The organism is Archangium violaceum, assembly GCF_016859125.1.
In the GTDB taxonomy this organism is placed as follows: domain Bacteria; phylum Myxococcota; class Myxococcia; order Myxococcales; family Myxococcaceae; genus Archangium; species Archangium violaceum_A.
Map to the genome: position 1 here is coordinate 1,953,514 of NZ_CP069338.1, position 21,878 is coordinate 1,975,391.

Annotated in this window: 20 protein-coding genes; 9 read left to right on the forward strand and 11 right to left on the reverse strand. The window is 65.3% G+C overall.

Translation table 11 applies throughout. From position 1 onward, the window contains the following. Positions 1-22: 22 nt before the first annotated feature. The 3 genes from JQX13_RS08350 to JQX13_RS08360 form a co-directional block, all read right to left on the reverse strand. Entirely contained in the window at positions 23-691 is a 669-nt protein-coding gene (locus JQX13_RS08350) for an NAD(P)-dependent oxidoreductase (protein WP_203408516.1), read from the reverse strand. 67 nt (positions 692-758) lie between these two features. Then, positions 759-1,232, reverse strand: a complete 474-nt coding sequence (locus JQX13_RS08355) for an AtaL-like protein (RefSeq protein WP_203408517.1) — start codon at positions 1,230-1,232, stop codon at positions 759-761. A gap of 42 nt (positions 1,233-1,274) precedes the next feature. Next, the gene (locus JQX13_RS08360) at positions 1,275-2,144 is read right to left on the reverse strand and encodes an SDR family oxidoreductase (RefSeq protein WP_203408518.1); all 870 of its coding nucleotides are present in this window, start codon (positions 2,142-2,144) and stop codon (positions 1,275-1,277) included. Positions 2,145-2,265: 121 nt separating this feature from the next. Between JQX13_RS08360 and JQX13_RS08365 the strand changes: the two genes are divergently transcribed. Further along, complete coding sequence (locus JQX13_RS08365) at positions 2,266-3,159, forward strand: LysR family transcriptional regulator (RefSeq protein ID WP_203408519.1); 894 nt, start codon at positions 2,266-2,268, stop codon at positions 3,157-3,159. Between the two features lie 38 nt (positions 3,160-3,197). Here the strand turns inward: JQX13_RS08365 and JQX13_RS55850 are convergent, their stop codons facing one another. After that, positions 3,198-3,317, reverse strand: coding sequence for an SDR family oxidoreductase (locus JQX13_RS55850; protein ID WP_203408520.1), 120 nt, complete (start codon positions 3,315-3,317; stop codon positions 3,198-3,200). A gap of 218 nt (positions 3,318-3,535) precedes the next feature. Between JQX13_RS55850 and JQX13_RS08375 the strand changes: the two genes are divergently transcribed. Then, positions 3,536-5,101 carry an alpha/beta hydrolase gene (locus JQX13_RS08375; protein ID WP_203408521.1) on the forward strand — a complete coding sequence of 522 codons (1,566 nt, stop codon included), beginning with the start codon at positions 3,536-3,538 and terminating at the stop codon, positions 5,099-5,101. Between the two features lie 606 nt (positions 5,102-5,707). Here the strand turns inward: JQX13_RS08375 and JQX13_RS08380 are convergent. Continuing rightward, entirely contained in the window at positions 5,708-6,601 is an 894-nt protein-coding gene (locus tag JQX13_RS08380; protein ID WP_203408522.1) for an aminoglycoside phosphotransferase family protein, read from the reverse strand. A gap of 362 nt (positions 6,602-6,963) precedes the next feature. Here JQX13_RS08380 and JQX13_RS08385 point away from each other — a divergent pair, with 362 nt between their 5' ends. Then, a complete protein-coding gene (locus tag JQX13_RS08385) occupies positions 6,964-7,224 on the forward strand; it encodes a hypothetical protein (protein ID WP_203408523.1) in 261 nt (86 codons plus the stop codon). Between the two features lie 178 nt (positions 7,225-7,402). After that, entirely contained in the window at positions 7,403-7,930 is a 528-nt protein-coding gene (locus JQX13_RS08390) for a hypothetical protein (RefSeq protein WP_203408524.1), read from the forward strand. On the opposite strand, the gene JQX13_RS08395 is transcribed toward JQX13_RS08390, so the two are convergent. Further along, positions 7,866-8,969, reverse strand: coding sequence for an alpha/beta fold hydrolase (locus JQX13_RS08395; RefSeq protein WP_203408525.1), 1,104 nt, complete (start codon positions 8,967-8,969; stop codon positions 7,866-7,868). The genes JQX13_RS08390 and JQX13_RS08395 overlap by 65 nt on opposite strands. Positions 8,970-9,046: 77 nt before the next feature. Here JQX13_RS08395 and JQX13_RS08400 point away from each other — a divergent pair, with 77 nt between their 5' ends. Further along, positions 9,047-9,796, forward strand: coding sequence for a TetR/AcrR family transcriptional regulator (locus JQX13_RS08400; protein WP_203408526.1), 750 nt, complete (start codon positions 9,047-9,049; stop codon positions 9,794-9,796). A gap of 774 nt (positions 9,797-10,570) precedes the next feature. Continuing rightward, a protein-coding gene (locus tag JQX13_RS08405) for an IS3 family transposase (protein ID WP_203403970.1) occupies positions 10,571-11,742 on the forward strand; the annotation gives its coding sequence in 2 pieces (ribosomal slippage) (positions 10,571-10,826 and positions 10,826-11,742; 1,173 coding nt in all). A gap of 608 nt (positions 11,743-12,350) precedes the next feature. On the opposite strand, the gene JQX13_RS08410 is transcribed toward JQX13_RS08405, so the two are convergent. Next, positions 12,351-12,719, reverse strand: a complete 369-nt coding sequence (locus tag JQX13_RS08410; RefSeq protein ID WP_203408527.1) for a hypothetical protein — start codon at positions 12,717-12,719, stop codon at positions 12,351-12,353. A gap of 732 nt (positions 12,720-13,451) precedes the next feature. Between JQX13_RS08410 and JQX13_RS08415 the strand changes: the two genes are divergently transcribed. The 3 genes from JQX13_RS08415 to JQX13_RS08425 all read left to right on the forward strand — a co-directional run bounded on the left by JQX13_RS08415 (position 13,452) and on the right by JQX13_RS08425 (position 16,681). Further along, complete coding sequence (locus tag JQX13_RS08415; protein WP_203408528.1) at positions 13,452-13,985, forward strand: GNAT family N-acetyltransferase; 534 nt, start codon at positions 13,452-13,454, stop codon at positions 13,983-13,985. A 104-nt stretch (positions 13,986-14,089) separates the two neighbouring features. Then, positions 14,090-15,709: a gamma-glutamyltransferase family protein gene (locus JQX13_RS08420; RefSeq protein WP_203408529.1), complete on the forward strand. Its 1,620-nt coding sequence runs from the start codon at positions 14,090-14,092 to the stop codon at positions 15,707-15,709. Beyond that, positions 15,710-16,681, forward strand: a complete 972-nt coding sequence (locus JQX13_RS08425; protein WP_203408530.1) for a histone deacetylase family protein — start codon at positions 15,710-15,712, stop codon at positions 16,679-16,681. A gap of 29 nt (positions 16,682-16,710) precedes the next feature. On the opposite strand, the gene JQX13_RS08430 is transcribed toward JQX13_RS08425, so the two are convergent. The 4 genes from JQX13_RS08430 to JQX13_RS08445 all read right to left on the reverse strand — a co-directional run bounded on the left by JQX13_RS08430 (position 16,711) and on the right by JQX13_RS08445 (position 21,878). Further along, complete coding sequence (locus JQX13_RS08430; RefSeq protein WP_203408531.1) at positions 16,711-17,442, reverse strand: hypothetical protein; 732 nt, start codon at positions 17,440-17,442, stop codon at positions 16,711-16,713. A gap of 23 nt (positions 17,443-17,465) precedes the next feature. Continuing rightward, positions 17,466-18,815: a peptide ligase PGM1-related protein gene (locus JQX13_RS08435; RefSeq protein ID WP_203408532.1), complete on the reverse strand. Its 1,350-nt coding sequence runs from the start codon at positions 18,813-18,815 to the stop codon at positions 17,466-17,468. A 10-nt stretch (positions 18,816-18,825) separates the two neighbouring features. Beyond that, positions 18,826-20,856 carry a lysine-2,3-aminomutase-like protein gene (locus JQX13_RS08440; RefSeq protein WP_239014615.1) on the reverse strand — a complete coding sequence of 677 codons (2,031 nt, stop codon included), beginning with the start codon at positions 20,854-20,856 and terminating at the stop codon, positions 18,826-18,828. A gap of 92 nt (positions 20,857-20,948) precedes the next feature. Next, positions 20,949-21,878, reverse strand: a complete 930-nt coding sequence (locus tag JQX13_RS08445) for an aldo/keto reductase (RefSeq protein WP_203408534.1) — start codon at positions 21,876-21,878, stop codon at positions 20,949-20,951.

Sequence of the window (21,878 nt, forward strand, 5' to 3'; positions counted from 1 at the left end):
CTGATGGCTCGCCGAGTGGCTTTCACCATGTGATCAACGGGGAACGATGCACCCAGGTGTCGTCGCGCACCTGGTCCAAGGCAAACCTCGCGACGTCTGCTCGCGAGATGGCTCCGCCCTGGAAGCTGGAGAGATCCGTGAGCGCGCGGATCGTGTCGCGGCCGGGCTTGTTGGTCAGGACGGAGGGGCGAACGAGAACCCAGTCGAGCCCGCTGTCCCTGACGATAGCCTCCTGCCGATTCTTGTCGGCGTATACCTTGCGCAAGAGGAGCGGAAAAATCAGGTTGTCGAAAAGAAAGCCGCCGTGCCCAGCACTGTCACCGGCGCCCATCCCCGTGATGCAGACCAGACGTGAGACCTGCTCGATCTTCATCGCTCTCACGAGCGCCCGCGTCGCGGTCGAGAGAAGCGTCACCTCGCGGAACGGGCTGGCCGGTGTGCCGAGTACACTGACGACGGCGTCCCGGCCCTTGAGCGCCTGGCGCAAGGCCATCTCGTCGCGGGCGTCTCCGACGATGAGCGTCGCCCCCTTGAGCTCACTCGCCTTCTCGGCTGAGCGCACGAGCGCGGTAACGTCGTACCCTCGCGCCACCGCCTGGCTGACGATCAGGCGGCCGGTGCCGCCGGTCGCTCCAAGGACCAGTATCTTCGGTTGGGGTGTCCGGATGTTGTCGGTTACGGAATCTCGCATGGTCGCTACCTCGGAAAGCGGGACGCCTCCTCGGAGGCAGTCCCGTCGTTCATGTCCCTGGTGATGATCAGAGCCGGCCCTCGGCGAGCAGTCCGCGGGTCCGTTTCAGCGTGGACAGCAAGGCGCTCTTGTAGCCCTTGTCGCCGTTCATCCATTCTTGTTCGGCCTGCTCTTCGGGGCCGTTCGGCTTCTTGCCGCGCAGGCCGAGATAGCAGTAGAACCGAAGTTGAAGCGCGCCGGCTTCGTCCTCGAACAGCTCGTTGATGATCGCGCCTTCGCGCGGACCGGTGACCTGGAAGAAGGTCACCTTGCTCTCCGGCTCGAAGGTGATGATTTCGCGCAAATCATCGCCTGCGATCGTGGCTTCACGCACGATGTGCGTCACGCGCTCTTCCACGACCTCGCAACGGGTGCAGACGTTGGGCGGGAGAAACAGGCGGGCGTCGCGGGCCTTGAGGACCAGGCCTTTCCATGCCTGCGCGCGGGTCAGCGGGGTCTCGCCCTCCGGATTCACCGGAACCGTGGCGGTTGAATAGATCATGATGGAATTCCTTGTTGTTGGGGTTGCGTATTGCCCGTGCCGTCAGGCCGAGGCCGCGATCCTGGAGGCGAAGTCGCGATAGGAGCGCAGGGGACGGCCCAGGAGCGCGGTCAGGCGCTCGACGTCGCCGGCCTCGGGGATCATTCCCTCGGTGAGAAAGCGTTCGCTCATCAGTCGCATGTCGAAGGCCATCCAGCTCGGCATGAACTTGCGGAGGTTCTGCTCGAACCCGCCGGTGTCATCGCCTCCATAGGCGATCGTGCGACCCAGCACATCCGACCAGATGGCGGCCGCATCCGCGCCGGTCAGCGTATCGGGACCGACGACATTGATCCGCTCGAGCGGGAGCGGCCTGGTGGCCCGCTCGCGGCGGATGAGCTCGATGGCCGCGATCTCGCCGATGTCGTGTGCATCGACCATGGCGAGGCCCTTGCCTCCGATCGGCATCGGGTAGACACCGTATCCGAGCACGACGTCCTTGATCGTGAGATCGTTGTTCATGAAGTAGGCCGGGCGCAGGATGGTGGCGTTGAAGCCCATCTGCTCGATCATCCGCTCGACGCCGAACTTGCCCGCGAAGTGCGGCACGTTCACGTAGAGGTCGCTGTGGAGCACCGACAGGTAGACGATCCGCTCGACGCCCGCCTTGCGGGCCAGGTTGAGCGCGATCAGCGCCTGCGTGAATTCATCGGGCACGACCGCGTTGAGCAGGAACAGGGTGGAAACACCCGCGAACGCGCCGCGGAGCGAGTCGACGTCGAGCAGGTCGCCCTGCACGACGGTGACGCCCGCCGGGAAGTGGGCCTTCGCGGTATCGCGGACGAGCGCGCGCACATCGGCGCCACGCTTCACGAGTTGATCGACAACCTGGCGGCCGACTGTGCCGGTTGCGCCGGTAACGAGGATGGTCATGGGGATCACTCCGGGTTCGAGTCAGAAGACCCCCTATAAATGAGCGATCCACCTCTGGACCGACAGATGTTATCCTTGGACGGGCCGTCTCACTGGTGGAACGGTCTCCCTGGTGGAACGAATGGATCTGCTCGCCCTCGCTGATTTCAATCTCGTCGCCCGGCACGGAGGGTTCGGACGCGCCGCACGCGCCGCTGGGCGCCCGAAGGCGACCCTGTCCCGCCGGGTCGCGGAACTGGAGGCCAGCCTCGGCCTGCGCCTGTTCGAGCGCGGGGCGCGCGCACTGAAGCTCACCGAGGAAGGACGGGCGCTCTTCGAGCGAGCGGGGGCATTGCTGACCGAGCTCGACGAGACCGCGGCGGCGATCGCTTCGGGTGGGGAAAGGCCGCGAGGCAAGTTGCGGATCAGCGCGCCCCTGCTCTTTTCACAGACCGCGATGGGTAGGCTCGCGGCCGGCTTCGCGCTGAAATATCCGGAGGTCCGGCTCGAAATCACGACGGAAGATCGGACCGTCGACATTGTCGAGGAAGGTTATGACCTGGTCATCCGGGTCAATCCGGATCCGGATGAAAGCCTTGTCGGACGAATCTTTCTGCGCGATCGGCTGGTAGTCGTCGCGAGCCCGGGCCTCGCTCGACCGGCGGGCAATGTCGCTGTTCCGGCTGTAGTGCGGGGGGCGGGCGACCGGAGTGCGGCCTGGGATGTCAGGGTGCCCACTGGAAGATCACGCATCGCGATAGAGCCAGTCCTTCGCCTGTCATCGCTCATCATGGTCCGCGATGCTGTCCGAGCGGGCGTCGGCGCCGGACGCCTCCCCGTGTCACTCGTCAGTCACGATCTGGCTGCCGGCACGCTGGTGCATTGGGGTGATGTAGACGGGCCAGACATCGCCCTGTGGACGCTCTATCCCTCGCGGCGGCTGCTGAGCGCTCGTGTCTCCGCCTTCCTCGACTATTTGAAGGAAGCTTTTCCCATGGGAACGTCTGACGAGCTGGCGGCCTATATCGGGGCGTAAGGACGGGTCTCGGCAAGCTGACGTACCTCATCAACCTGCTAGATGGAGGTCCACCCTCCATCGACTGTCAGAACGGCGCCGGTCGTGAAGGACGCCGCATCGGACGCAAGGTAGATGACGGCGCCCAGCAGTTCCTCGGGACGGCCCCATCGTCCCATCGGGATCCTCTAGGAGTCCTGTCTTCCGCCGAGCTGTACACGCCATGACCTGACCCAACCGCAGCGCTGGTGGGCCTGTGGGGGTGACTTCAACGTTCCTCGTGTCGGTCGGCCCATGCCGGGGGGCGGCGGAAATCGACGCCGTGGGTGACACTCTGCGGGGACCGTGGGGTTTCAGGGAGCAAATGAATGAGGCACGAAACAGAAGAACGAAGCCAATGCCAGAGGTGGCAAGCTCCCTCCCTGCTGATTTCCAGCGTTCGCGCGGTTCGCAATGGGGTCTGCTCTCCGCCTTGATTCTGACGGCCGTGGCGGGCTGCTCGGACAAGGTCCCTCCCGACGCGGCGCCGGGGGAGGGCAGGCCCCTCCTCTGGGGGAATTGCCCGGCACTTCCGGAAGGCGCCACCCGAGACCCTCGCCAAACATGTGCGACCCTTCAGGTCCCGCTGGATTATCACCACCCGGATGGGCGCACCCTCGAGATCGCGATCTCGCGCATTGCCACCGCCAGGCCGGATTCCCGACGAGGCGTTCTCGTGTTGAACCCGGGTGGACCGGGGCTCGAAGGACTTGATCTTCCGAGCCTGGCCGCCACCGTGCTGCCTTCCGAGGTTCTCGAGCGCTATGACCTGATTGGATTCGACCCTCGCGGTGTGGGGCACAGCTCTCCTGTCACCTGCGGGCTGACCGACGTCAGCCTCGTCGACCTCTTCCCGTACCCCGCCGCGGACGGCTCGATCGACGCGAACGTCGCCCTCGCCCGCGAAACCGCGGCTCGATGTGCCGCATCCACTTCGGGCGACATCCTGCCATTCATCACCACCGCCAACACCGCCCGTGACATGGAGCAGATCCGTCAAGCGCTGGGGGAGAGGATGATTTCCTACTGGGGCCAGTCCTACGGCACCTACCTGGGGGCGGTGTACGCGTCCTTGTTCGCCGAAAACACCGACCGGATGGTGCTCGAGGGAAACGTGGACCCCACGAGGGTCTGGTATGGAGTCTACCACTACTGGGGCGAGGGCATGGCCAGTCGGTTCCCCGATGCCGCCCGCTTCGCCGCGGCGAACAACGACACCGTCCACTTCGGCACGACCCTGGAGGAGGTGACGGCGGCGTACCTCGAGTTGGCGAGCCGGCTCGACGCGACCCCCGCTTCCGTCCCCGGAACGAGCGCGCGGATCACAGGGGGTCTGTTCCGAACCGTCACCTACAGCCTGTTACAAAAGAATGAGCAGATTCCGCTCCTCGTCCAGTTCTGGCGCGCTATCGACAATCTCACCGATGGAGCGCCCACCGCCGAGGATGCCGCGCTGCTTCAGCAGGTCTTCGCCCAGGAACCGGCCAGGGCGGACGTTCCCGCCGACAATCAGACGGCTGTCTTCCTGGCGCTCGCCTGTGGTGACGCGAGCTGGCCCACCGACATCGAGGTCTACAGGAAGAAGACTGCCGAGGACCGGGCTGCTCATCCTCTCACCGCCGGCATGCCATTCAATATCTGGCCGTGCGCCTTCTGGAAGACCCAGCCTCGCGAGGCCCCGGTCGAGGTGACCCGCCAGGGAGCGCACAACCTCCTCCTGCTGCAAAACCGACGTGACAACGCGACCCCATGGGAATCCGGGCTGGGCATGCGAAAGGCCCTCGGGGCGCGCGCGACGTTTGTCGAGCTCGACGCGGGCGGCCACTATGTCTACGGTCAGGGCTCATCCTGCGTGGATGGCGTGTCCAATACGTTCCTCATGACCGGACAACTGCCCCAGGGCGACGTCTCCTGCGCGAATTAGCGCAGTAGCCCAGGCGTGGCGGGACTCCCGGCTGGCGCGGGAGATAGACTCGGCCCGTGTACTCCATCTCGCCTCTGGGAGCATAAGGAAAATGGGAGGCCGGTTGAAGGTGAGGGCTGGAGCGGAGGGGCCGAGGAGAGCCGCGGACGGGAGCCGCCCGAGCTGTGTGCCAGGCCCGTGTAGGGGGCCGAGCACCCCCATAGGGCACACTGCTGCCCAGGCCGCCCTCCCCTCAGGGCGCGGCAAGAGCCTGAGCTGGGCCTGTGGGTTGTCTTGAGCGCATCAACACCTCGCTGCCTGGGGTGGCCCTCGCTCCGGGGCTCGCCTCGCACCTGCTGTGGCCAGGCCCTGGTGCTTCACAATCGCTCTCACCCCTCGTGCTCCCTTCACGTTCGCCAACACCCGGCTCCTTCCTCCACACCTCTCGCAGGCCAACACGTCGATGTCGAACGTCTTCCTCATGAGTTCCGCGAAAGTCCACTCGCGGCGTCCTCTCCTTCTGCGGCTCCTTCCTGGCCGCTGCCTCGCGCTCCACGCTCTCCTCCCCCTCTCCTGCTGCTTGGGGGAGCTTCAGTTGAAGCAGTGGTGCTCCAGCCCCTTCCATGGTCACTCGGCCATTCCCATCGCCCACGCCTCGGCGACCGCGAGCATCTCGCGAGCCTCTTCCCAGCCAAACCTGGCGCAGAGCAACCCGGTGGACGTGCGCTCGATGAAGCCCCACTGCCAGATCGCCTCCGCATCCACGCCTGTCAGTTCCGCCAATCGGCGGCAGCGCCTCGTCCCAAGCGCCAAGGGGTCGCCAGCCAGGAGCTCCGAGGTCCACTCGCGCATCAGTATTCCGAGGTCATAAGCGCGCTCGATGATGAGACCGTCGGGATCGACGAACTTGAAGCGCCTCGACCCGCCGCCAGGCACCTGCAGCGCATTCCACGGATGGGAGTCGCCATGCGCGAGCACGGCCTGGGTCGGCTCGAAGGCACGACGACGGCTCTCGGCGTAGCGGAGCGCGGTGTCGATGAGCTCCACGGGGCACGGTCGCCCCAGCTCGCGCCAGGAGGTCTCGATGAAGTCACTGAGACTTCGCGCCTTCTCCGCGCCGGTCATGAAGCAAGCGCCCTCGGGCACGAGCGCCCAGGCCTCGGTCAACGTCTCGCAGAGAAGCTCCAGCTGAAGGTCGACGGGCAGGCCGAGATCGTTCAGTGAAGGGCCGAGGCGCTCCATGAGCATCGTCCCCCGTGACGGGTCGTAGGCGTAGACTTCCGCATAGCCGCGCCCCCGAGCGGCCAGCAAGGTCCGGAGCTGGCTCGCCGACGGGTCGCGGGCCGGAAGGTTGACCTTCAGCACGGCCTGACGTCCGTCCGCCATCGTGACGTCCACCACGAGCGCCTCCGTGCCGCCCGTCAGCGTCCGGCCGACAGCCAGGCTCCACCGGTCGGCCAGTTCCTCGACGACAGGACCGAGCCCGGCAAGCCATGCCTCGCCCGCTGGCCCTTCCGCCATCGCCCTGCTCCTGACCTGCTCGGGAATTTCGAACCGTGTCGCCGTCATGGCCGCAGTACCACCGCTCCTTCCATTCTCGAGCTTCCTCGGTGATACGAACCACCGAGCCACGGACCGAGCCGGGTTGGTCATGACAGGTGGAGCTTCCCCTGAGCCCACCAAGAACCTCGAGCGTTACCGTTCCTTCACACAACACCGGAGCTCCCGCCTGGACTCCGATACGCGCGTGCTGGGGTTGGTCGCGCTGGGCTCGATGGCCGAGCTCGGGCGTACGCCGGACGCGTGGTCGGACCATGACTTCTTCGTCATCACGGTCGCGGGAGTACAGGAGTCGTTCCGCCAGGATTTGAGCTGGTTGCCCGATGGCGAGCGCATCGCACTGTCTGCGCGCGGGGAGCGAGACCCAGCTCGACAACCTCGACCCGTTCCGCCGCTTCGAACGGGCGTTCCCGGTGCAGGGGCGGACGTTCCACCAGGTGTTGCTGCAGGAGCCAGACCTTTGCGCCCGGCAACTCCTTCGCTTCGCTGAGGAGCAGCTCGCGCACCGGATGGAGCGTTATCCGGCCCGCGCTGTGCAAGTCTTGAGGAACCAGTTGGAGCAGCGGGCCCAGCGCTCGTGCTAATTGCACCTGGGTCTTCTCAGAACGCGTGCGGGAAGAGGAGGTTCACATGCCACATCTTCGAGGGGATGCAGGCGTCCTTCGCGGAGAAGGACCAGTATCCGAGCACCCTCACGCAGATGGGTTTCTCGCCCATGATCTGTACGATGGCTCGCGTGCACCCCTGCCTGGACCCGACTCGGTGGCGAGCTGTCACTTCACCTACCGGGTGACGTCGGTGACGGGTTCGCCGAATCCCTCCTTCATGGTCATCGCGCAGGGCGCCGCGGGCACTCCGGTCGCGGACGTCACGCTGCAGATCGGCTCGCCCTCAATCCAGAACATCGTCTTTTGGGTGGAGCGCGCCGGAATGAGCCGCTACATCGACTGGGAAGAGCGGGTGCCAACCCAGTCCGTGTGCGCCGCCCAGGAGGAGGAGGGCCTCGCGAACATCCGCGCCCTCTTCACGACGGAGCGGGCCTTCTTCCAAGAGAAGGATCGGTACTCGAGCAACCTCACGGAGGTGAGCCTCCTGCCCATGAGTTGCACGGATGGTACGCGCCCCGTGGGTCCGGACAACTCATGGCTTGGTGGGTGCCGCTTCATCTACCACGTCGAGCTCACGGCCTCCGGATTCACCGCCACGGCGCGCGCCGTGTCCAGGCTCATAGAGGCATCGAGGTCCTCCCAGATGCTCCGTCAGGAGCGCTCCTGGGCGGAGCCCCGGTGATGGCAGGCAGCACGTGCCGCCGAAGCAGCTCGAGAAACCGCTCGGGCCGGACGAATGCGCCCATGTGGCCCGAGTCGGCAATCAGCTCGAAGTGCTTGAGCGGTGCCTCGAGCGTCTCGCAGTACGCCGCGGCGACGGAAGCGGGTGTGTGGACATCCGAGTCTCCCTGGAAGACGAAAAAGGGAAGCTCGACGCTTGGAGCTACCGTGTGGGCGTCGAATGCCACCATCTCGGCGAAGAGCCGCTCCGTGCAGAAGCTCAGGCCCTCGGCGAGGGCTTGAAGGTCACGCAGCCCATGCGCCGGTGAGGAAAGCATGAGGGGCATGAAGATTGCCGCCATGCCCCGGCCGTCCCGGGTCGTCCTGTCGCGCAGCCGCACCATGCGATTGTAGGAGGCCACGTCCCATCGGCGGGGGTCCGACCCCATCCGCGACAGGAATGCGACGTCCGCGCGGCTCCCGTTCTTCGCCACCCAGGCGAGCGTCTCCGCGTGCGTCACCTGCTCGTTCGCGGCCATGCCCACGTTGAAGTCCGTGCCCACGTATGCCGCGAAGAGGTCTGGCCGGGCCCGCACGAGCGGCAGCCCCAGCAGCGTTCCCGCGGAGCTGGCGAGGAGGAGCCGCTTGCGGCCCGGCAGCCGCTCGTCGAGGAACGCGCACAGCTCGATGGCGTCCTCCTGCATGCGCCTGAAGCTCATCTCACCGCTTCCCCCCTTGCCGTTTCGCGCGAGCGTCTTTCCGGCGCCCCTCCGGTCCCACTGCACGACGGTAAAGTCCTTCTCCCAGCAGCGCAGGGTGGGGGTGAGGAGCGAGTAGGGCGCGCCCGGTCCCCCGTGAAGCACCAGGAGCACGGGGTTGCGCGCGTCCTCCCCACGAATGCTGACCCACTGCTCGATTCCCCCCAGGCGCACGAACCGCTCCTCGGCGACTCCGGGAGGCACGTCGATGCGAAGCGTTCGCGCGACCCGCTGCTGAAGCAGTGCCCGGTAGCCGAGCGCTGCCGAGAGGAGGACGACTGTTGCAACAGCGACCGTCACCATGGCGGCACCCCTAACTGTGTAGTTGCTACGCAGTTTAGTATACGAGATACACAGTTCTGACAAGTCGAGGAGAATCGATGGCCAGGAAGCACCCGGTGTTCGGAGACCAGGCGGCGAGCGTGGCGCTCCTCTGGAAGGAGACGTCAGCCGGCCGCCGCGGACCGAAGCCGGCACTCACGCTGGAGCAGATCGTCGACGAAGCCATCAAGCTCGCGGACGCGCGGGGGCTCGCGGCGCTCTCGATGGAGAAGCTCGCCCGCGAGTTCGGTTTCACGCCGATGGCGCTCTATCGCTACGTGCCGGGGAAGGCCGAGCTCATCGCCCTGATGATCGACAGGGGGATTGGAATGCCCCCTACGCTCGAGGGCGAGGCCACGGCCTGGCGCGACAAGCTCCTCTATTGGGCGAAGTCTCTGGCCGGCGTGTTCCGCCGCCACCCGTGGAGCCTCGAGGCGACGGGCCGCCTGCGTGTCATGGGGCCCTGCGAGCTGGCGTGGCTCGAGGCGGGCATGGGCGCACTCGCGCCGACGGGGCTGACTCCCGAGGAGCAGCACAGCGCGTGCCTCGCGCTGTTGAGCCAGATACGCACGAGCGCCCAGTTCTCGAAGGAGTCGGCAGGCGGGGACCAGGCCATGAGCGGCGTGCAGTGGGCCACCGCGACGCGAGCGCTCCTCGAGACGCGAGAGGCGCTCTATCCGCAGCTGAGCCGCGTGCTCTCGCAGCGAAGCGAAGGCGACCCGCCCGAGCCGGGGCTCGCGTGGGTGTTGGACGGAATCGCCGCGCGCATCGAGCGGCGCAAGCGAAAGCGGCGGCCTTCCGCGGAGTGATGTGCAAGGCGTTCTGCTCGCGGCGCATAGCGGTGATGAAGCGGCGGGCCGGCCACGGGCGAGGAGGCCCTCCGAGCCCTACATGGCGGCGGCACGGGCCGAAGTGGGGGAGTGGGAGAAGAAGTCCATCGGCCTCGACGTACACAAGCGGGACAGCCAGGAGCATAAGAAGAATGGGAGGCCGGTTGAAGGTGAGGGCTGGAGCGGAGGGGCCGAGGAGAGCCGCGGACGGGAGCCGCCCGAGCTGTGTGCCAGGCCCGTGTAGGGGGCCGAGCACCCCCATAGGGCACACTGCTGCCCAGGCCGCCCTCCCCTCAGGGCGCGGCAAGAGCCTGAGCTGGGCCCGTGGGTTGTCTTGAGCGCATCAACACCTCGCTGCCTGGGGTGGCCCTCGCGCCGGGGCTCGCCTCGCACCTGCTGTGGCCAGGCCCTGGTGCTTCACAATCGCTCTCACCCCTCGTGCTCCCTTCACGTTCGCCAACACCCGGCTCCTTCCTCCACACCTCTCGCAGGCCAACACGTCGATGTCGAACGTCTTCCTCATGAGTTCCGCGAAAGTCCACTCGCGGCGTCCTCTCCTTCTGCGGCTCCTTCCTGGCCGCTGCCTCGCGCTCCACGCTCTCCTCCCCCTCTCCTGCTGCTTGGGGGAGCAGGGGCCCGCCCGGATTGTCCCCCCGATCTTCCTCCCTGTGCTTGCACGCTGGAAGGCACCCCTGAGCCTGCCCCGGTTTTGTGGACACACCTCATAAGTCGGCTACACAGGAGGTAGTGTTCATGGAGCGAAGGAAGAGGCGGAGTTTCACCCCGGAGTTCAGGGCCGAGGCGGTCCGACTGGTGCGCGAGGGCAGCAAGAGCCTGCCCCAGGTGGCCAAGGACTTGGACCTGACCGAGTCAGCCCTGCGCAACTGGGTGCGCGAGGCCGACGGAGGCGATGGCAAGGAGTCGGCAGGTGCACTCTCCACGGCCGAGCGGGAGGAGTTGGTGCGGCTGCGCAAGGAGGTGCGTCATCTGGAGATGGAGCGCGACTTCCTAAAAAAAGCGGCGGCCTTCTTCGCGAAGGAGACCTCGAGGTGAAGTTCGAGTTCATCGACGCGGAGAAGGCCCACTTCCCTGTGGACTTCATGTGCGAGCAGCTGGGTGTGTCGCGCTCGGGCTACTACGCCTGGAAGGAGCGCCCGGAGTCCGCGCGGGACAAGGCGGACCGGGCCCTGGCCGAGGAGGTGACGCGGATACATCGCGACAGCCGCGGCACGTACGGCAGTCCTCGCGTCCACGCGGAGCTGCGTGCCCGGGGGCAGCGCGTGAGTCGAAAGCGTGTGGCCCGGCTCATGAACGAGCACGACATCGCTGCTCGCAAGAGACGGCGCTTCGTGCGCACGACGGACTCCCGCCACAACCAGCCCGTTGCCCCCAACATCCTCGAGCGCAACTTCTCCCCCGGCCAGCCCAATAGCACCTGGGCCACGGACATTACCTACGTGGGGACGGGGCAGGGCTGGCTCTACCTGGCCGTCGTCATGGACCTCTTCTCTCGCAAGGTGGTGGGCTGGTCCATGAGCGAGAACATCGACCGGCACCTGGTGCTCAACGCCCTGGACATGGCCCTCGAGGGACGCCAGCCACCGCAGGGGTTGTTGCACCACTCGGACCGGGGCAGCCAGTACGCCAGCACCGACTACCAGCAGGCACTGGCTGCTCGGGGCATCCAATGCAGCATGTCGCGCAAGGGCAACTGCTGGGACAACGCCGTGGTGGAGAGCTTCTTCAGCAGCTTGAAGCAGGAGCTCGTCTACACCACCGCCTTCGCCACGCACGAGCAGGCCCGGCTGGCCCTCTTCGAATACATCGAGGTCTTCTACAACCGCCAGCGGCGGCACTCCTCGCTGGGCTACGTCAGTCCAGTGGATTTTGAGCTTGCGCCCTTACCGCAGAAGTTGGCATCTTAACCCTACTGTCCACGTAACCGGGGCAAGCCCACCCCCGCCTGCTCGGACGACGATGGGGACGGTCATCCCAGGAGGGATGACAACTGCCCGTCCACGTACAACCCCGATCAGGCCAACTGTGACCGTGATGGGGCGGGTGATGCCTGCGACAGTCTGAACGCGACACAGACGACGTCGAGCTACTCCGTCTATCAGTACAGATACACCAGCGGTGGGTCCGCTTGTTTCCTCAATCAACAGCTCTACGGGATGACGCTCGTGTATAACGACTACTCGCAGGTCACGACGACGTACTGCGCGGGTCCTCAAGCGGGGCAGACGACGACCTCGACCACTCTCGTTGGAACCCACACCCTGAATTGCTACCAGTACCGGGATTCTGCCCCACCAACACCACGACCATCCGGCCCGATCCCTGGTGCCTCTGAGTCGCACGGGCCGCGGGGTCCACGAGGTCCAGCCCTCCCTGCGCGTGCTGGACCTCGAGCACCCGTCCGGGTGCCTCAGGTCCATCTCGGACTGAAGCGCCTCGGGTTGCGCGAGTCATGTCTCGTAGAAGATGCGCGTGCGGCACCGGCGCATGTCCTCTGGCGTGGTCATGGGGTCCTTCAGCACCACGTCACAGGACTTCTCAAGCACCCGTGCTCGACCTCCGCGCGGAGCGCCGCCAGCTCCTTGGCCCTCTGCGCCTTCGCGCGGCGGATCTCGATGGAATGAATGACGAGAGGCTTGAAGAAGGCAATCCCCGCGCAGGCCACCGACGCCAGCAGCGGCAGTCCCCACCCGAGCGGCACCTCCTCCCAGGGCCGGTCGGACAGGAACTGCCGCCAGCTCACCCAGAGGGTGAGGACGAAGGGTAGGGGCGCGACCAGCAACGGCCCCGCTTCGGTGCTCAGGTGGAAGAAGGCGGCGCTCGGCGGCGTCAAGCTCGGTGCCAGCGCGATGAGGAAACACACCACGGCGAAGACGGTGCTCATCTCAGGGGCTCCGGGGCGTGGTCTTCCGGGTTGGTTTCAATCGATCGGTGAGGAATATGGGATCGCCTCCATGGCACCGTGGTGGGCCTGCCTACTCACAATTCCCATGAGCGGGCCAGCCTTCAGATGCTCCGTGATGCATGGCCGAAGGGGCCGTGCTCGTTCGTTTGCTCGGTCATTCGTTGGTCGTTCCCATGGTGACGTCGAGGTGGCCTGGGTATCGTTTGCACCGTGTGGCCACGACGCGAGGCGCGTCCCGCCATACGAGCAGCGCCGCCGTGCTGGTTCGAGCAGGACTGCGCGGGCGGGGAATCCAACCCGTGTCCGGATGCATCCGGCCAGAACGCTCCAGTGCGGTCGAGAGCGGTTTTCTTAGGAGTTCCGGTCGCCTACGCCCACCTCCTGCCTCACGCCGACGTGTGTTGAGATCGCTCCAGCGCAGGTCTGCTATAGGGAGCCGAAGAAGGAGAGAAAGCAGTGAGTGGACTTTGGCGGGGCCGCTGAGCAGGACGTTCCTCTTCGACGTGTACTCCCTGTGAGCAGTAGAGCCATTACCCGCTGGGTCGCTCCTCTGGCAACCGAGCCGACCGCCGGCAGCCAAGTGGATGGCGCCGAGGATGCTCGGAACCGTCTTCGAGGTTCTGCCTACATGGTGACACAGCACCCTTCCAGCAGGGCCGACCCGACGGCTCTGGCGGTATTGGACCTGATGCATCGAGGAGGGATGCCTGGATGACCGAGCCATCAACCCCGAGCGGCTCGACAGGGCCCTCTGTGATGGGCTGGCGCGAGGCAACGCCTGCGGATGACGACAGGATCGTCAGCCTGTGCGAGGCCTTGAACCGCGAAGATCCAGGGCCTGATCCCGTCAATGCTCAGCAGATCCTCCGCACGCTCGCCACGCTGCGGGCGCAACCTACGCGCGGCCGCACGGTCGTCCTCGACACCAGCAGGGGTCTGGCTTCCGGTTATGCCTTTCTCATCGCGTTTTGGTCGAATGAGCTCGGGGGAGAGGTCTGCGTGATTGACGAACTCTTCATCGAGCCGGCGGCGCGGGGGCGTGGCCACGGCACGCGCCTTGTGGAAGGCGTTCGCTCAGGCGCTCTGTTTGGAAAGATTCCTGTTGCGGTGGAACTCGAGGTCCGCCCCGCGAACACTCGCGCACTGTCGCTCTATCATCGCCTCGGTTTCCGCCCTATAGAGACGATGCGCCTCCGCCTCACTGGAAGCGTAGATTCCAGAGGGAGCACGCCCACGAGCTCGTAGGCGGGCACAGCCGCCTCCGGCATGTTTCGCATAGCGGACGAAACCGCTGAGCGAACAGGCGGCTCGTGTTTACGCTGCTAGGCTGCCACCCGTAATCTGGCCGCATGAACGCTGCGCGCTCGATTGTCTATGCCCGCCATGGGATGGTGGCTTCGGCGCACCCGCTGGCCACCCGGATTGGCACCGATATCCTGGCGAGCGGCGGAAGCGCGATCGATGCAGCAATTGCGGCCAACGCGGCGCTGGGTTTCCTCGAGCCAATGTCCTGCGGCATCGGTGGAGACCTGTTTGCCATCATCTGGGACCCGAAGACACAGCGCATTTACGGCCTCAACGCCTCAGGCCGGGCGCCGCGGGCCATCGTGCCCGCCCGAATACCAGCGGGACCGGATGGCGAGATGCTCCCGCGCACGCCCTACACCTGGACGGTGCCCGGGGCGGTCGATGGGTGGGTCGAGCTGCATCGCAGGTTCGGCAGACGGCCACTTAGCGAAGTCCTGGCCCCGGCCATCCAGGCGGCCGATGCGGGAGCGCCTGTGCCTCGAGTGATTGCCGCCGCCTGGGAACGAGAGTCGCTGCCGGTACACCACCTACCCGGGTTCGCCGCAACCTTCCTCCCAGGTGGCCGACCTCCACGAGAAGGGGAGATCTTCAGGAATGCCGCGCTTGCGAGGACCTATCGTGCCATCGCTGAGCGTGGCAGGGCGGGCTTCCATGAGGGCCCCGTTGCGGCCGCGATCGACGCGTTCTCACGGCAGGTGGGTGGGTATCTGAACGAGGAGGATCTCTCCCTGCATCGTTCCGAGTGGGTCGAGCCCATCTGCACCAGCTACCGAGGAACGGAGCTATGGGAGCTACCCCCCAACAGTCAGGGAATCACCGCCCTACAGATGCTGAATATCCTCAAGGCGCTGGACCTGAGGGGGTGCTCCCGTGACACTCCAGACTTCTGGCATGAGCTGGTGGAGGTAAAGAAGCTGGCGTTCGAGGATCGTGCACGTTTTATCGCGGACCCCGCCTTCGCAAGAGATCCGACAGCCTACCTGCTCTCCTGGGACCATGCTCGCGAGCTTGCGGCCCGTGTCGACATGACCACTGCCGCGCAAGGCCAGCAGCCGTATCATCCGCGGCTCCGGGTAGGCGACACGACAGTTGTCGCGGCTGCGGATGAGGAAGGAGCGATGATCTCCCTCCTTCAGAGCAACTATGAGGATTTTGGCTCTGGGTACGTCGTCGAGGAGTGTGGCTTCGCGCTTCAGAACCGCGGCGCACAGTTCGACCTGCGGCCTGGCCGGGCGAACTCACTGGCGCCCGGGAAACGCCCCTTCCACACCCTCATGCCCGCGCTGGTTACGCGCGATGGGCAGCCCTGGATTGCGTTCGGCCTCATGGGTGGTGATATGCAGCCTCAAGGACACGTGCAGGTGCTCGTCAACCTGCTGGATTGCGGGATGGACCTGCAAGAGGCAGGCGATGCTCCACGTTGCTACCACACCGACTCCGCGGAGCCTACCGGCCTGGTCACGATGGGTGGCGGCACCCTGGCCCTTGAGCCAGGCATTTCGGAGGACATCCGGCGGGAGCTTGTCCGGAGGGGGCACCGGGTTCGTGAAGCCGCGACGCATGCCTTCGGTGGCTACCAGGCTGTCGCACGCTCTCCGACCACCGGCGTCTTCGCCGGTGCCACCGAGTCACGCAAAGACGGTTGCGCAATGGGGTACTGAATGGAATACACCGACTCACGGTCGGCGAACGTCGCTCTCGTCACGCATCGCGCGTGTCTCACCCACCAGCCCCCCGACGGGCATCCGGAGAGCGCCGATCGTCTCCGGGTCTTGCTGCATTACCTGAGTACCCCCGAGTTTGCGTCACTGATTCGCGTTTCGGCGCCCCGAGCGACGCGAGAGCAGCTCGCTCGAGCTCATACGCTTGAGTATGTGGACTCGGTCCTCTCGATACGACCGCGGCGCGGTACCAACGTGCGCATTGACCCTGACACCTCGATGAGCAGCGGGAGCGCCGAGGCTGCACTGCGCGCCGCTGGCGGCGCCATCGCGGCGGTGGACCTCATCATGGCTGGCAAGGTTCGCTCGGCATTCGTAGCGGTACGGCCCCCGGGGCATCATGCCGGGCCCTCCCGGGCTATGGGGTACTGTCTCTTCAACAATGTCGCGGTGGCGGCGCGCCATGCACGCGCATGCTGGGGCCTTGGCCGGGTGGCGATCGCGGATTTCGACGCACATCACGGGAATGGCACGCAGGCCATCCTTGCCGATGACCCGGCCTTCTTCTACGCCTCGAGCCATCAGTACCCATGCTTTCCCGGGACGGGGCGCGAGCTGCAGCGCGGCCTCACGGGCAACGTGGCCTGCGTTCCGCTGATTCCGAACTCGACGGGGGCGCACTTCCGCGCCGCCTGGAAGGAAATCATCCTTCCCGCCCTGGACAGGTTTGCGCCGGAATTGTTGATTCTATCCGCCGGTTTCGACGCACATGCCGCCGATCCCGCGGCTCATCTGCAGCTTGCCGCACAAGATTTCGCCTGGCTCACGACTGAGCTCGTCCGCATCGCGTCCGCACATGGGCGTGGGCGTATCGTCGCGGTGCTCGAAGGTGGCTATCACCATGGTGCGCTGGCGACGTCCGTCATCGCGCATATCCGGGCACTGATGGGGAGCGACTTGCCTTCACGCTGACGCCAGGTCGCACCGGCTGGCCGCCCGTCTCACCTCAGGACCGCCCGGTAGAGGATGTTCGCGCAGCGCCGTAGGGTTGCCTCGCCAAGCAGGTCGAGGTCGTGATCGAGCACGAAGGTCGAGTGATAGGGGCGCCGCTCGCGATCCCAGGCGAGCAATCGCTCCAGGACTGCTGCGCATTCCCCGAGGCGGTGTTGGTGGCGCAGGCGTATCACCTCGACGAGGTTCATGAAATGCCAGGCTTCGTCACGCCCCACGAGATAGATCCAGGTGAGAAAGGTTTCATGGCCGAACGCACGATATATGTCCTTCGCCATCGAGCAGGCATGTCTCGTGACGATCTCATCGTACGCAAACGTCATGCAGATCAAGAACTCATCTTGGAGGAACGTCGCGATTTCTCCGAAGTCACTGGGGCGGCTGAGCGTCCGCTGATGTAATTCCGCTTCCGGAACCCCGGTGAGGATGTTGACCAGCCGCCGATAGCCCACGTAGTGGTTCCACTCATCCCTCCGCCACACCTCCCGGAAGGTCGTGAACTCCGGGGTGAAGCTCAGCCCGTCCCCCTCCAGCTTGCTCAGGAATGCATCGAAGTTCTGCGAGTCGAATTCGGTCACCATCGAGTAGTCGATGAGTTCCAGGTAGGGAGCAAGAGCGTCATTCGACAGGGCGACGTCCTTCCTGCCGAGGGAAGCCAGGAGCGCCAGTGCGTCCCACGGGCGTGACCGTGGAGTGAACCCCTTTGAGGTATTGCTCGGCATACGCACTCCCATGGGCAGGGTGTTCAGCCCACCAGACGCGCGAGCCCGAGGGTGGCACGCGGCGATGAAAGGACGCTGGCAACTGATTCCTCAAGAGCCTCGGCCTGAGGGCGATTCTCGGCCACGACCAGGTATCGCCACCTGCCGTCGTGCTCGACACTGTCGGACGTGAGAATCACTCCCCTGCGAGCATCAGCGGCGTACGCGAGGCCAGCCCCCCGGAGGGCCATCACGGCATCCTCGAAGTGGGAGTCCGCGTGAGCGAGCAGGCTGTCTGCGATCCAGACCCGATCGCGGACGTACCCGACACCAGCCAGGCGGGCAACCAGCTCGTGGATGAATGTCCCGGCGGTCCGTCGCACATTCAGCTCAGTGAAGTAAAGCTCGCCTCCAGCCGTCACCACCATGTCCAGGTCGAAGGTTCCTCGGTACCCAAGGCCGTGCAGGTGGGCACCGAGCCGTTCTCCCGCAGCCATCATCGCGGCGAGGGTCTCCCGGTGAAGGCCGCTGGTGTCCGCAACCATGCCCGAGAACTGACCGCGACGGTATCGCTGGAGGCAGACGTAGCTCGGCGACACTCGGTCCTCGGATACATCGACCTCGATGCTTGGTGATTCCATGACCTCGAGCCCGCGCTCAACGACGAAGCTTGTGGGCTGTTCGCGGCACGACATGAGCAACTGATCGATGGCGTCCAGTGTGGCCTCCTGTCCGTCCGCGGCTAGCACCGTCACCTGCCCATATGCATTGGACGATCGATCCAGCTTGATTCTCAAGGATGGGTAGCGGGCGAGGAACTCAAGCACCGTCGCCCGGAGATCCTCGGCATTTGTACAGGGCCTGCCCTCGGCAATGGGGAGCCCGGCACGGGAGGCGACGGCGCGGAATCCTGATTTCGTGTTCAGGTCGTAGACCGTCTGAAATACCTCCCGACCTGGAAACAGCCTGTATCCTGCTGGCCGGATACCAAGTTGGCGTGCCAGCGCCAGGGTTGGTGCATCCAGGGCATAGCAGAGCAACTCCACGCCCGGCCGTATGTCACAAAATTGCTTGAGCTCGGCTAGGATGCCGGGCGAGGCCAGGATGTCATGCGCGAGCAGACCCGTGGGCGAGCCCGCCGTGGTGACCATCCGGAGCTGGGTTGGATCCAGCTGGAGAAGCTCGCAGGCGTAGTGAACGAAGGCATCGCTGGGTCGTCGCGGCGTGACAACGAGGTCGCCCGCTTCCATCAGCCAGAGCTTGCGTGGCGAGCTCGCGAAGAGCGCAGTCGAGTGCTCGGGTACCGGCTTCGCCAGCATCAACTCATTTACCGTGTTGGCGAGGATCAGCCTCGCCGGCCGCTCAATTGCTCTGCTTGTCGTGTCGCGCATCATGAGGTCCGGCTCACGGCTGAACTGCAATGAGATGGGGGCTGCCGGGGCTGCCGTCGGCCAGGTCGGTGTAGCCCTGCTGCCTTCCCTCGTAGTCCTCGACAGCGTAGCCAGTCCCGCCAGGGGCAGGCCGGATGTACACGGGACCGATGGGGACCTTGCCATGCCCACCTGGGATGTCGAGCACATAGGTGGGCTGACAGAGCCCGGACACCCTGCCGCGCAGCCGCCGCATGATGTCCTGTCCCTTCGCCACCGTGGTTCGGAAATGACCCGTCCCACGAGCCATGTCGAGATGGTGCAGGTAATAGGGCTTGATACGGGCTCGGACGAGCGCGCGCATGAGCTCCTCCATCGTTTCCGGCTCGTCATTCACTCCGCGTAGCAAGACTGTCTGCGACAACATCGGAATGCCCTGGTCGATGAGGCGCGAGCACGCAGCCCGTACCTCATCGGTCAGCTCGCGAGGGTGGTTGCAGTGGATGACGACGTACACGGCGGCCCTGCCCTTCAGTACCTGGGCCAGCTGGTGGGTAATCCGCTGGGGCTCGGCTACCGGGTAGCGGGTGTGCACCCGGATGACCTCCACATGGTTGATGGCGTGCAGCGCGGAGAACAGCTCCTGCAGGCGGCGGTCGGACAGGATGAACGGATCCCCTCCTGTCAGGATGACCTCCCAGACCTGTCGCTGAGATTGGATGTACTCCAGCGCTTCGCCGAGGTCGGCCTTGCCGATGGGCTCCGCAGCCTGACCGACCGCCTCGCGGCGGAAGCAGAATCGGCAGTAGACAGGACAGACATGCGTGGGCTTGAGCAGTACCCGATCTGGATGCCTGTGGATGATGGCCCTCGTACGCGAGTGCACCTTGTCACCGATGGGATCGGCCAGCTCCCGCTCATCGACCCTGAGTTCAGCTGGGCTCGGGACGAACTGCCGGCCGATCGGATCGTTGCCAGCGAGGCCCTTGATCTGCTCCGCGATACTGGGCGTCACCGCAATGGAGAATCTGCTCGCGACGGCTTCCAGGGCCGGCTGGTCCTCGGGCACCACCATGTTGCGCGCGACGAGAGCGGCGACCGTCCGGATCCTTCGGCCTGAGGCTGCCTGGCCCTCGCTTTCCCTCAGCGTATCACGTCTCCCTCCCGCGCCTGCATCATCACCGTGCCCGGCCGCGGTGCTGCGCCCCCATGTTAGGAATGCCCGTGGGTTGTGTACATAGATCGAGTCGAGGGTCTCCTGAGGTAACCCCGCCTTGGAGAGGGCCGAACGGAAGTCACCCACCAGGAAGTCGAGGCCCGGCTCGCCTCCATAGCTCCGCCAGTATCCCTGCCGGGAGATGTCACCCCCCAACAAGAGGTTCTTGGCGTATCCCTCCTCCGCCATACCCAAGACGAGCTGCAGGGTTGACTTGTCAAATCCCTTTCCAACACGGGTCAGCGCGTCGTACTCCAGGAACGCGCCCGTGCTGGCGACCTCCTTGTGATAGCCGATGTCGATACGCCGATCCATGTGTGAAAGCGCGATCCGACTCGGCTTCACGCCCTGCTGCATGAGGAAGGTGATCTGCTCCAGCGCGAGCTGTCCCTCGTCGGTATGGGTGATGATGGGCGCTCCGGTCTTGAGATGGGCCATGGCTGCGACGCGGAGCAGTTTCAGCTCGATGTCGCTGAAACGTCCACTGCGCGTGCCCACCTTGATGACACCTGCTCGTGCATCTGTTCGGAGGACCAGTGGACCATTGTAGTTATGGGCATCCATGCCCACTTCCAGTTCCTCGCAGACGAGCCTGGCAATGTCCTCCTCGGAGTAGGCGTAGATCCAATGGATGTCGGAATAATAGGTGACTTTGTGGAACCCCGTTGCGGCGATGATATGGAGCCCGGTCGCTCGGGCAAGCTCGACCAGACGCGTGGCATCACGCCCCCAGTCAATCGGGCTCATCTCGACGATGGCACTGCCTCCGGCCGCCTTGAAGCGCAGGCTGTCCGCCAGGATCTTCTCGTAGTCTGTCAGGAGGAAGTCGGGGTACTGCCGCACCGGCATACCTCCCCGGATGAAGAGATGCTCATGGCTGTCGGTGGGCCCGAGTGCGTCCGGCGGGACGGGCCCCAGGACTGTCTGGATGTGCATCGTCTTCAACCTCGCGAGTGCGACAGGTTTTCGCGGAGTTCATCCGCGGAGCGGTGACCGACGATGGCGGAGCACACGCCTGGGCAGGTGAGAACGAAGCGAAGAGCGTGTCCCCGGAAGGCCGCCGGGGAGCGATGGTCGTTCATCAGCGCCCGCACCTTGTCGAGCGTTTCCACCACCTTCCCCGAGTTGTACTGGATGTTCCAGCGCCAGTAGTCGTCCTCCTGCGGCAGGTCCTCCAGGCTGGAAAAGCGCCCGCAGAGATAGCCTCTTTTGTATGGGCCACCCACGAGAACGCCGACGCCGTGCGCCTGGGCCTCCTGGATGACCGTGGCGCAGTGGGTGTCAATCAGGTTGTACTGCAGCATGATGACATCCACTCGCTGCTCAAGCGCCGCACGCACGTGCTCCGGCTCCGCCTCGAAGCTATACCCGATGGCACGCACCAGCCCGAGCGCTTGCAGGGTGCGCAATATCTCGATGGCAACGCCCCGCCGCACGTCGGCGAGCGACGGCGCATGGACGAGGCAGATGTCGAGGTAGTCGGTACGCAACCGGCGTAGCGACTGCTTCACCTGATCCACAAGCCGGTTGGCATCGAAGTGGGAGCGGTGGCTGTACTCGTCGAACTGGCCGACCTTCACGCAGTAGAACACCCGGTCGCGGCGGTCCTGGAATGCCTGCCCGAGAATCTCCTGCGAGCGGCTTTGCGGGTACTTACGCTCGTCGTGGTACTGGCCATAGACGACAGCGGCGTCGAAGATGTTGATGCCGAGGTCGAGGGCTTGGTGGAGCAAGCCCACACACTCGTCCGCGGATCCGGACTTCCATCTCCCTCCACCGATCTGCCAGGTCCCGAATCCAATGGTCGAAACGTCAAAGCCTGTGTTGCCGAGCTTCCGGAAGGCACTCTGGGACAACATTGTATTGGCCAT

Coding starts and splice junctions, on each gene's coding strand:
- JQX13_RS08395 (WP_203408525.1), bottom strand. CDS start 8,969: ATGGTGACGGTCGCTGTTGCAACAGTCGTCCTCCTCTCGGCAGCGCTC.
- JQX13_RS08385 (WP_203408523.1), top strand. CDS start 6,964: ATGGCGAGCGCATCGCACTGTCTGCGCGCGGGGAGCGAGACCCAGCTC.
- JQX13_RS08400 (WP_203408526.1), top strand. CDS start 9,047: ATGGCCAGGAAGCACCCGGTGTTCGGAGACCAGGCGGCGAGCGTGGCG.
- JQX13_RS08365 (WP_203408519.1), top strand. CDS start 2,266: ATGGATCTGCTCGCCCTCGCTGATTTCAATCTCGTCGCCCGGCACGGA.
- JQX13_RS08435 (WP_203408532.1), bottom strand. CDS start 18,815: ATGATGCGCGACACGACAAGCAGAGCAATTGAGCGGCCGGCGAGGCTG.
- JQX13_RS08375 (WP_203408521.1), top strand. CDS start 3,536: ATGCCAGAGGTGGCAAGCTCCCTCCCTGCTGATTTCCAGCGTTCGCGC.
- JQX13_RS08415 (WP_203408528.1), top strand. CDS start 13,452: ATGACCGAGCCATCAACCCCGAGCGGCTCGACAGGGCCCTCTGTGATG.
- JQX13_RS55850 (WP_203408520.1), bottom strand. CDS start 3,317: ATGGGACGATGGGGCCGTCCCGAGGAACTGCTGGGCGCCGTCATCTAC.
- JQX13_RS08410 (WP_203408527.1), bottom strand. CDS start 12,719: ATGAGCACCGTCTTCGCCGTGGTGTGTTTCCTCATCGCGCTGGCACCG.
- JQX13_RS08425 (WP_203408530.1), top strand. CDS start 15,710: ATGGAATACACCGACTCACGGTCGGCGAACGTCGCTCTCGTCACGCAT.
- JQX13_RS08350 (WP_203408516.1), bottom strand. CDS start 691: ATGCGAGATTCCGTAACCGACAACATCCGGACACCCCAACCGAAGATA.
- JQX13_RS08355 (WP_203408517.1), bottom strand. CDS start 1,232: ATGATCTATTCAACCGCCACGGTTCCGGTGAATCCGGAGGGCGAGACC.
- JQX13_RS08420 (WP_203408529.1), top strand. CDS start 14,090: ATGAACGCTGCGCGCTCGATTGTCTATGCCCGCCATGGGATGGTGGCT.
- JQX13_RS08430 (WP_203408531.1), bottom strand. CDS start 17,442: ATGCCGAGCAATACCTCAAAGGGGTTCACTCCACGGTCACGCCCGTGG.
- JQX13_RS08360 (WP_203408518.1), bottom strand. CDS start 2,144: ATGACCATCCTCGTTACCGGCGCAACCGGCACAGTCGGCCGCCAGGTT.
- JQX13_RS08440 (WP_239014615.1), bottom strand. CDS start 20,856: ATGCCGGTGCGGCAGTACCCCGACTTCCTCCTGACAGACTACGAGAAG.
- JQX13_RS08380 (WP_203408522.1), bottom strand. CDS start 6,601: ATGGCGGAAGGGCCAGCGGGCGAGGCATGGCTTGCCGGGCTCGGTCCT.
- JQX13_RS08445 (WP_203408534.1), bottom strand. CDS start 21,878: ATGGCCAATACAATGTTGTCCCAGAGTGCCTTCCGGAAGCTCGGCAAC.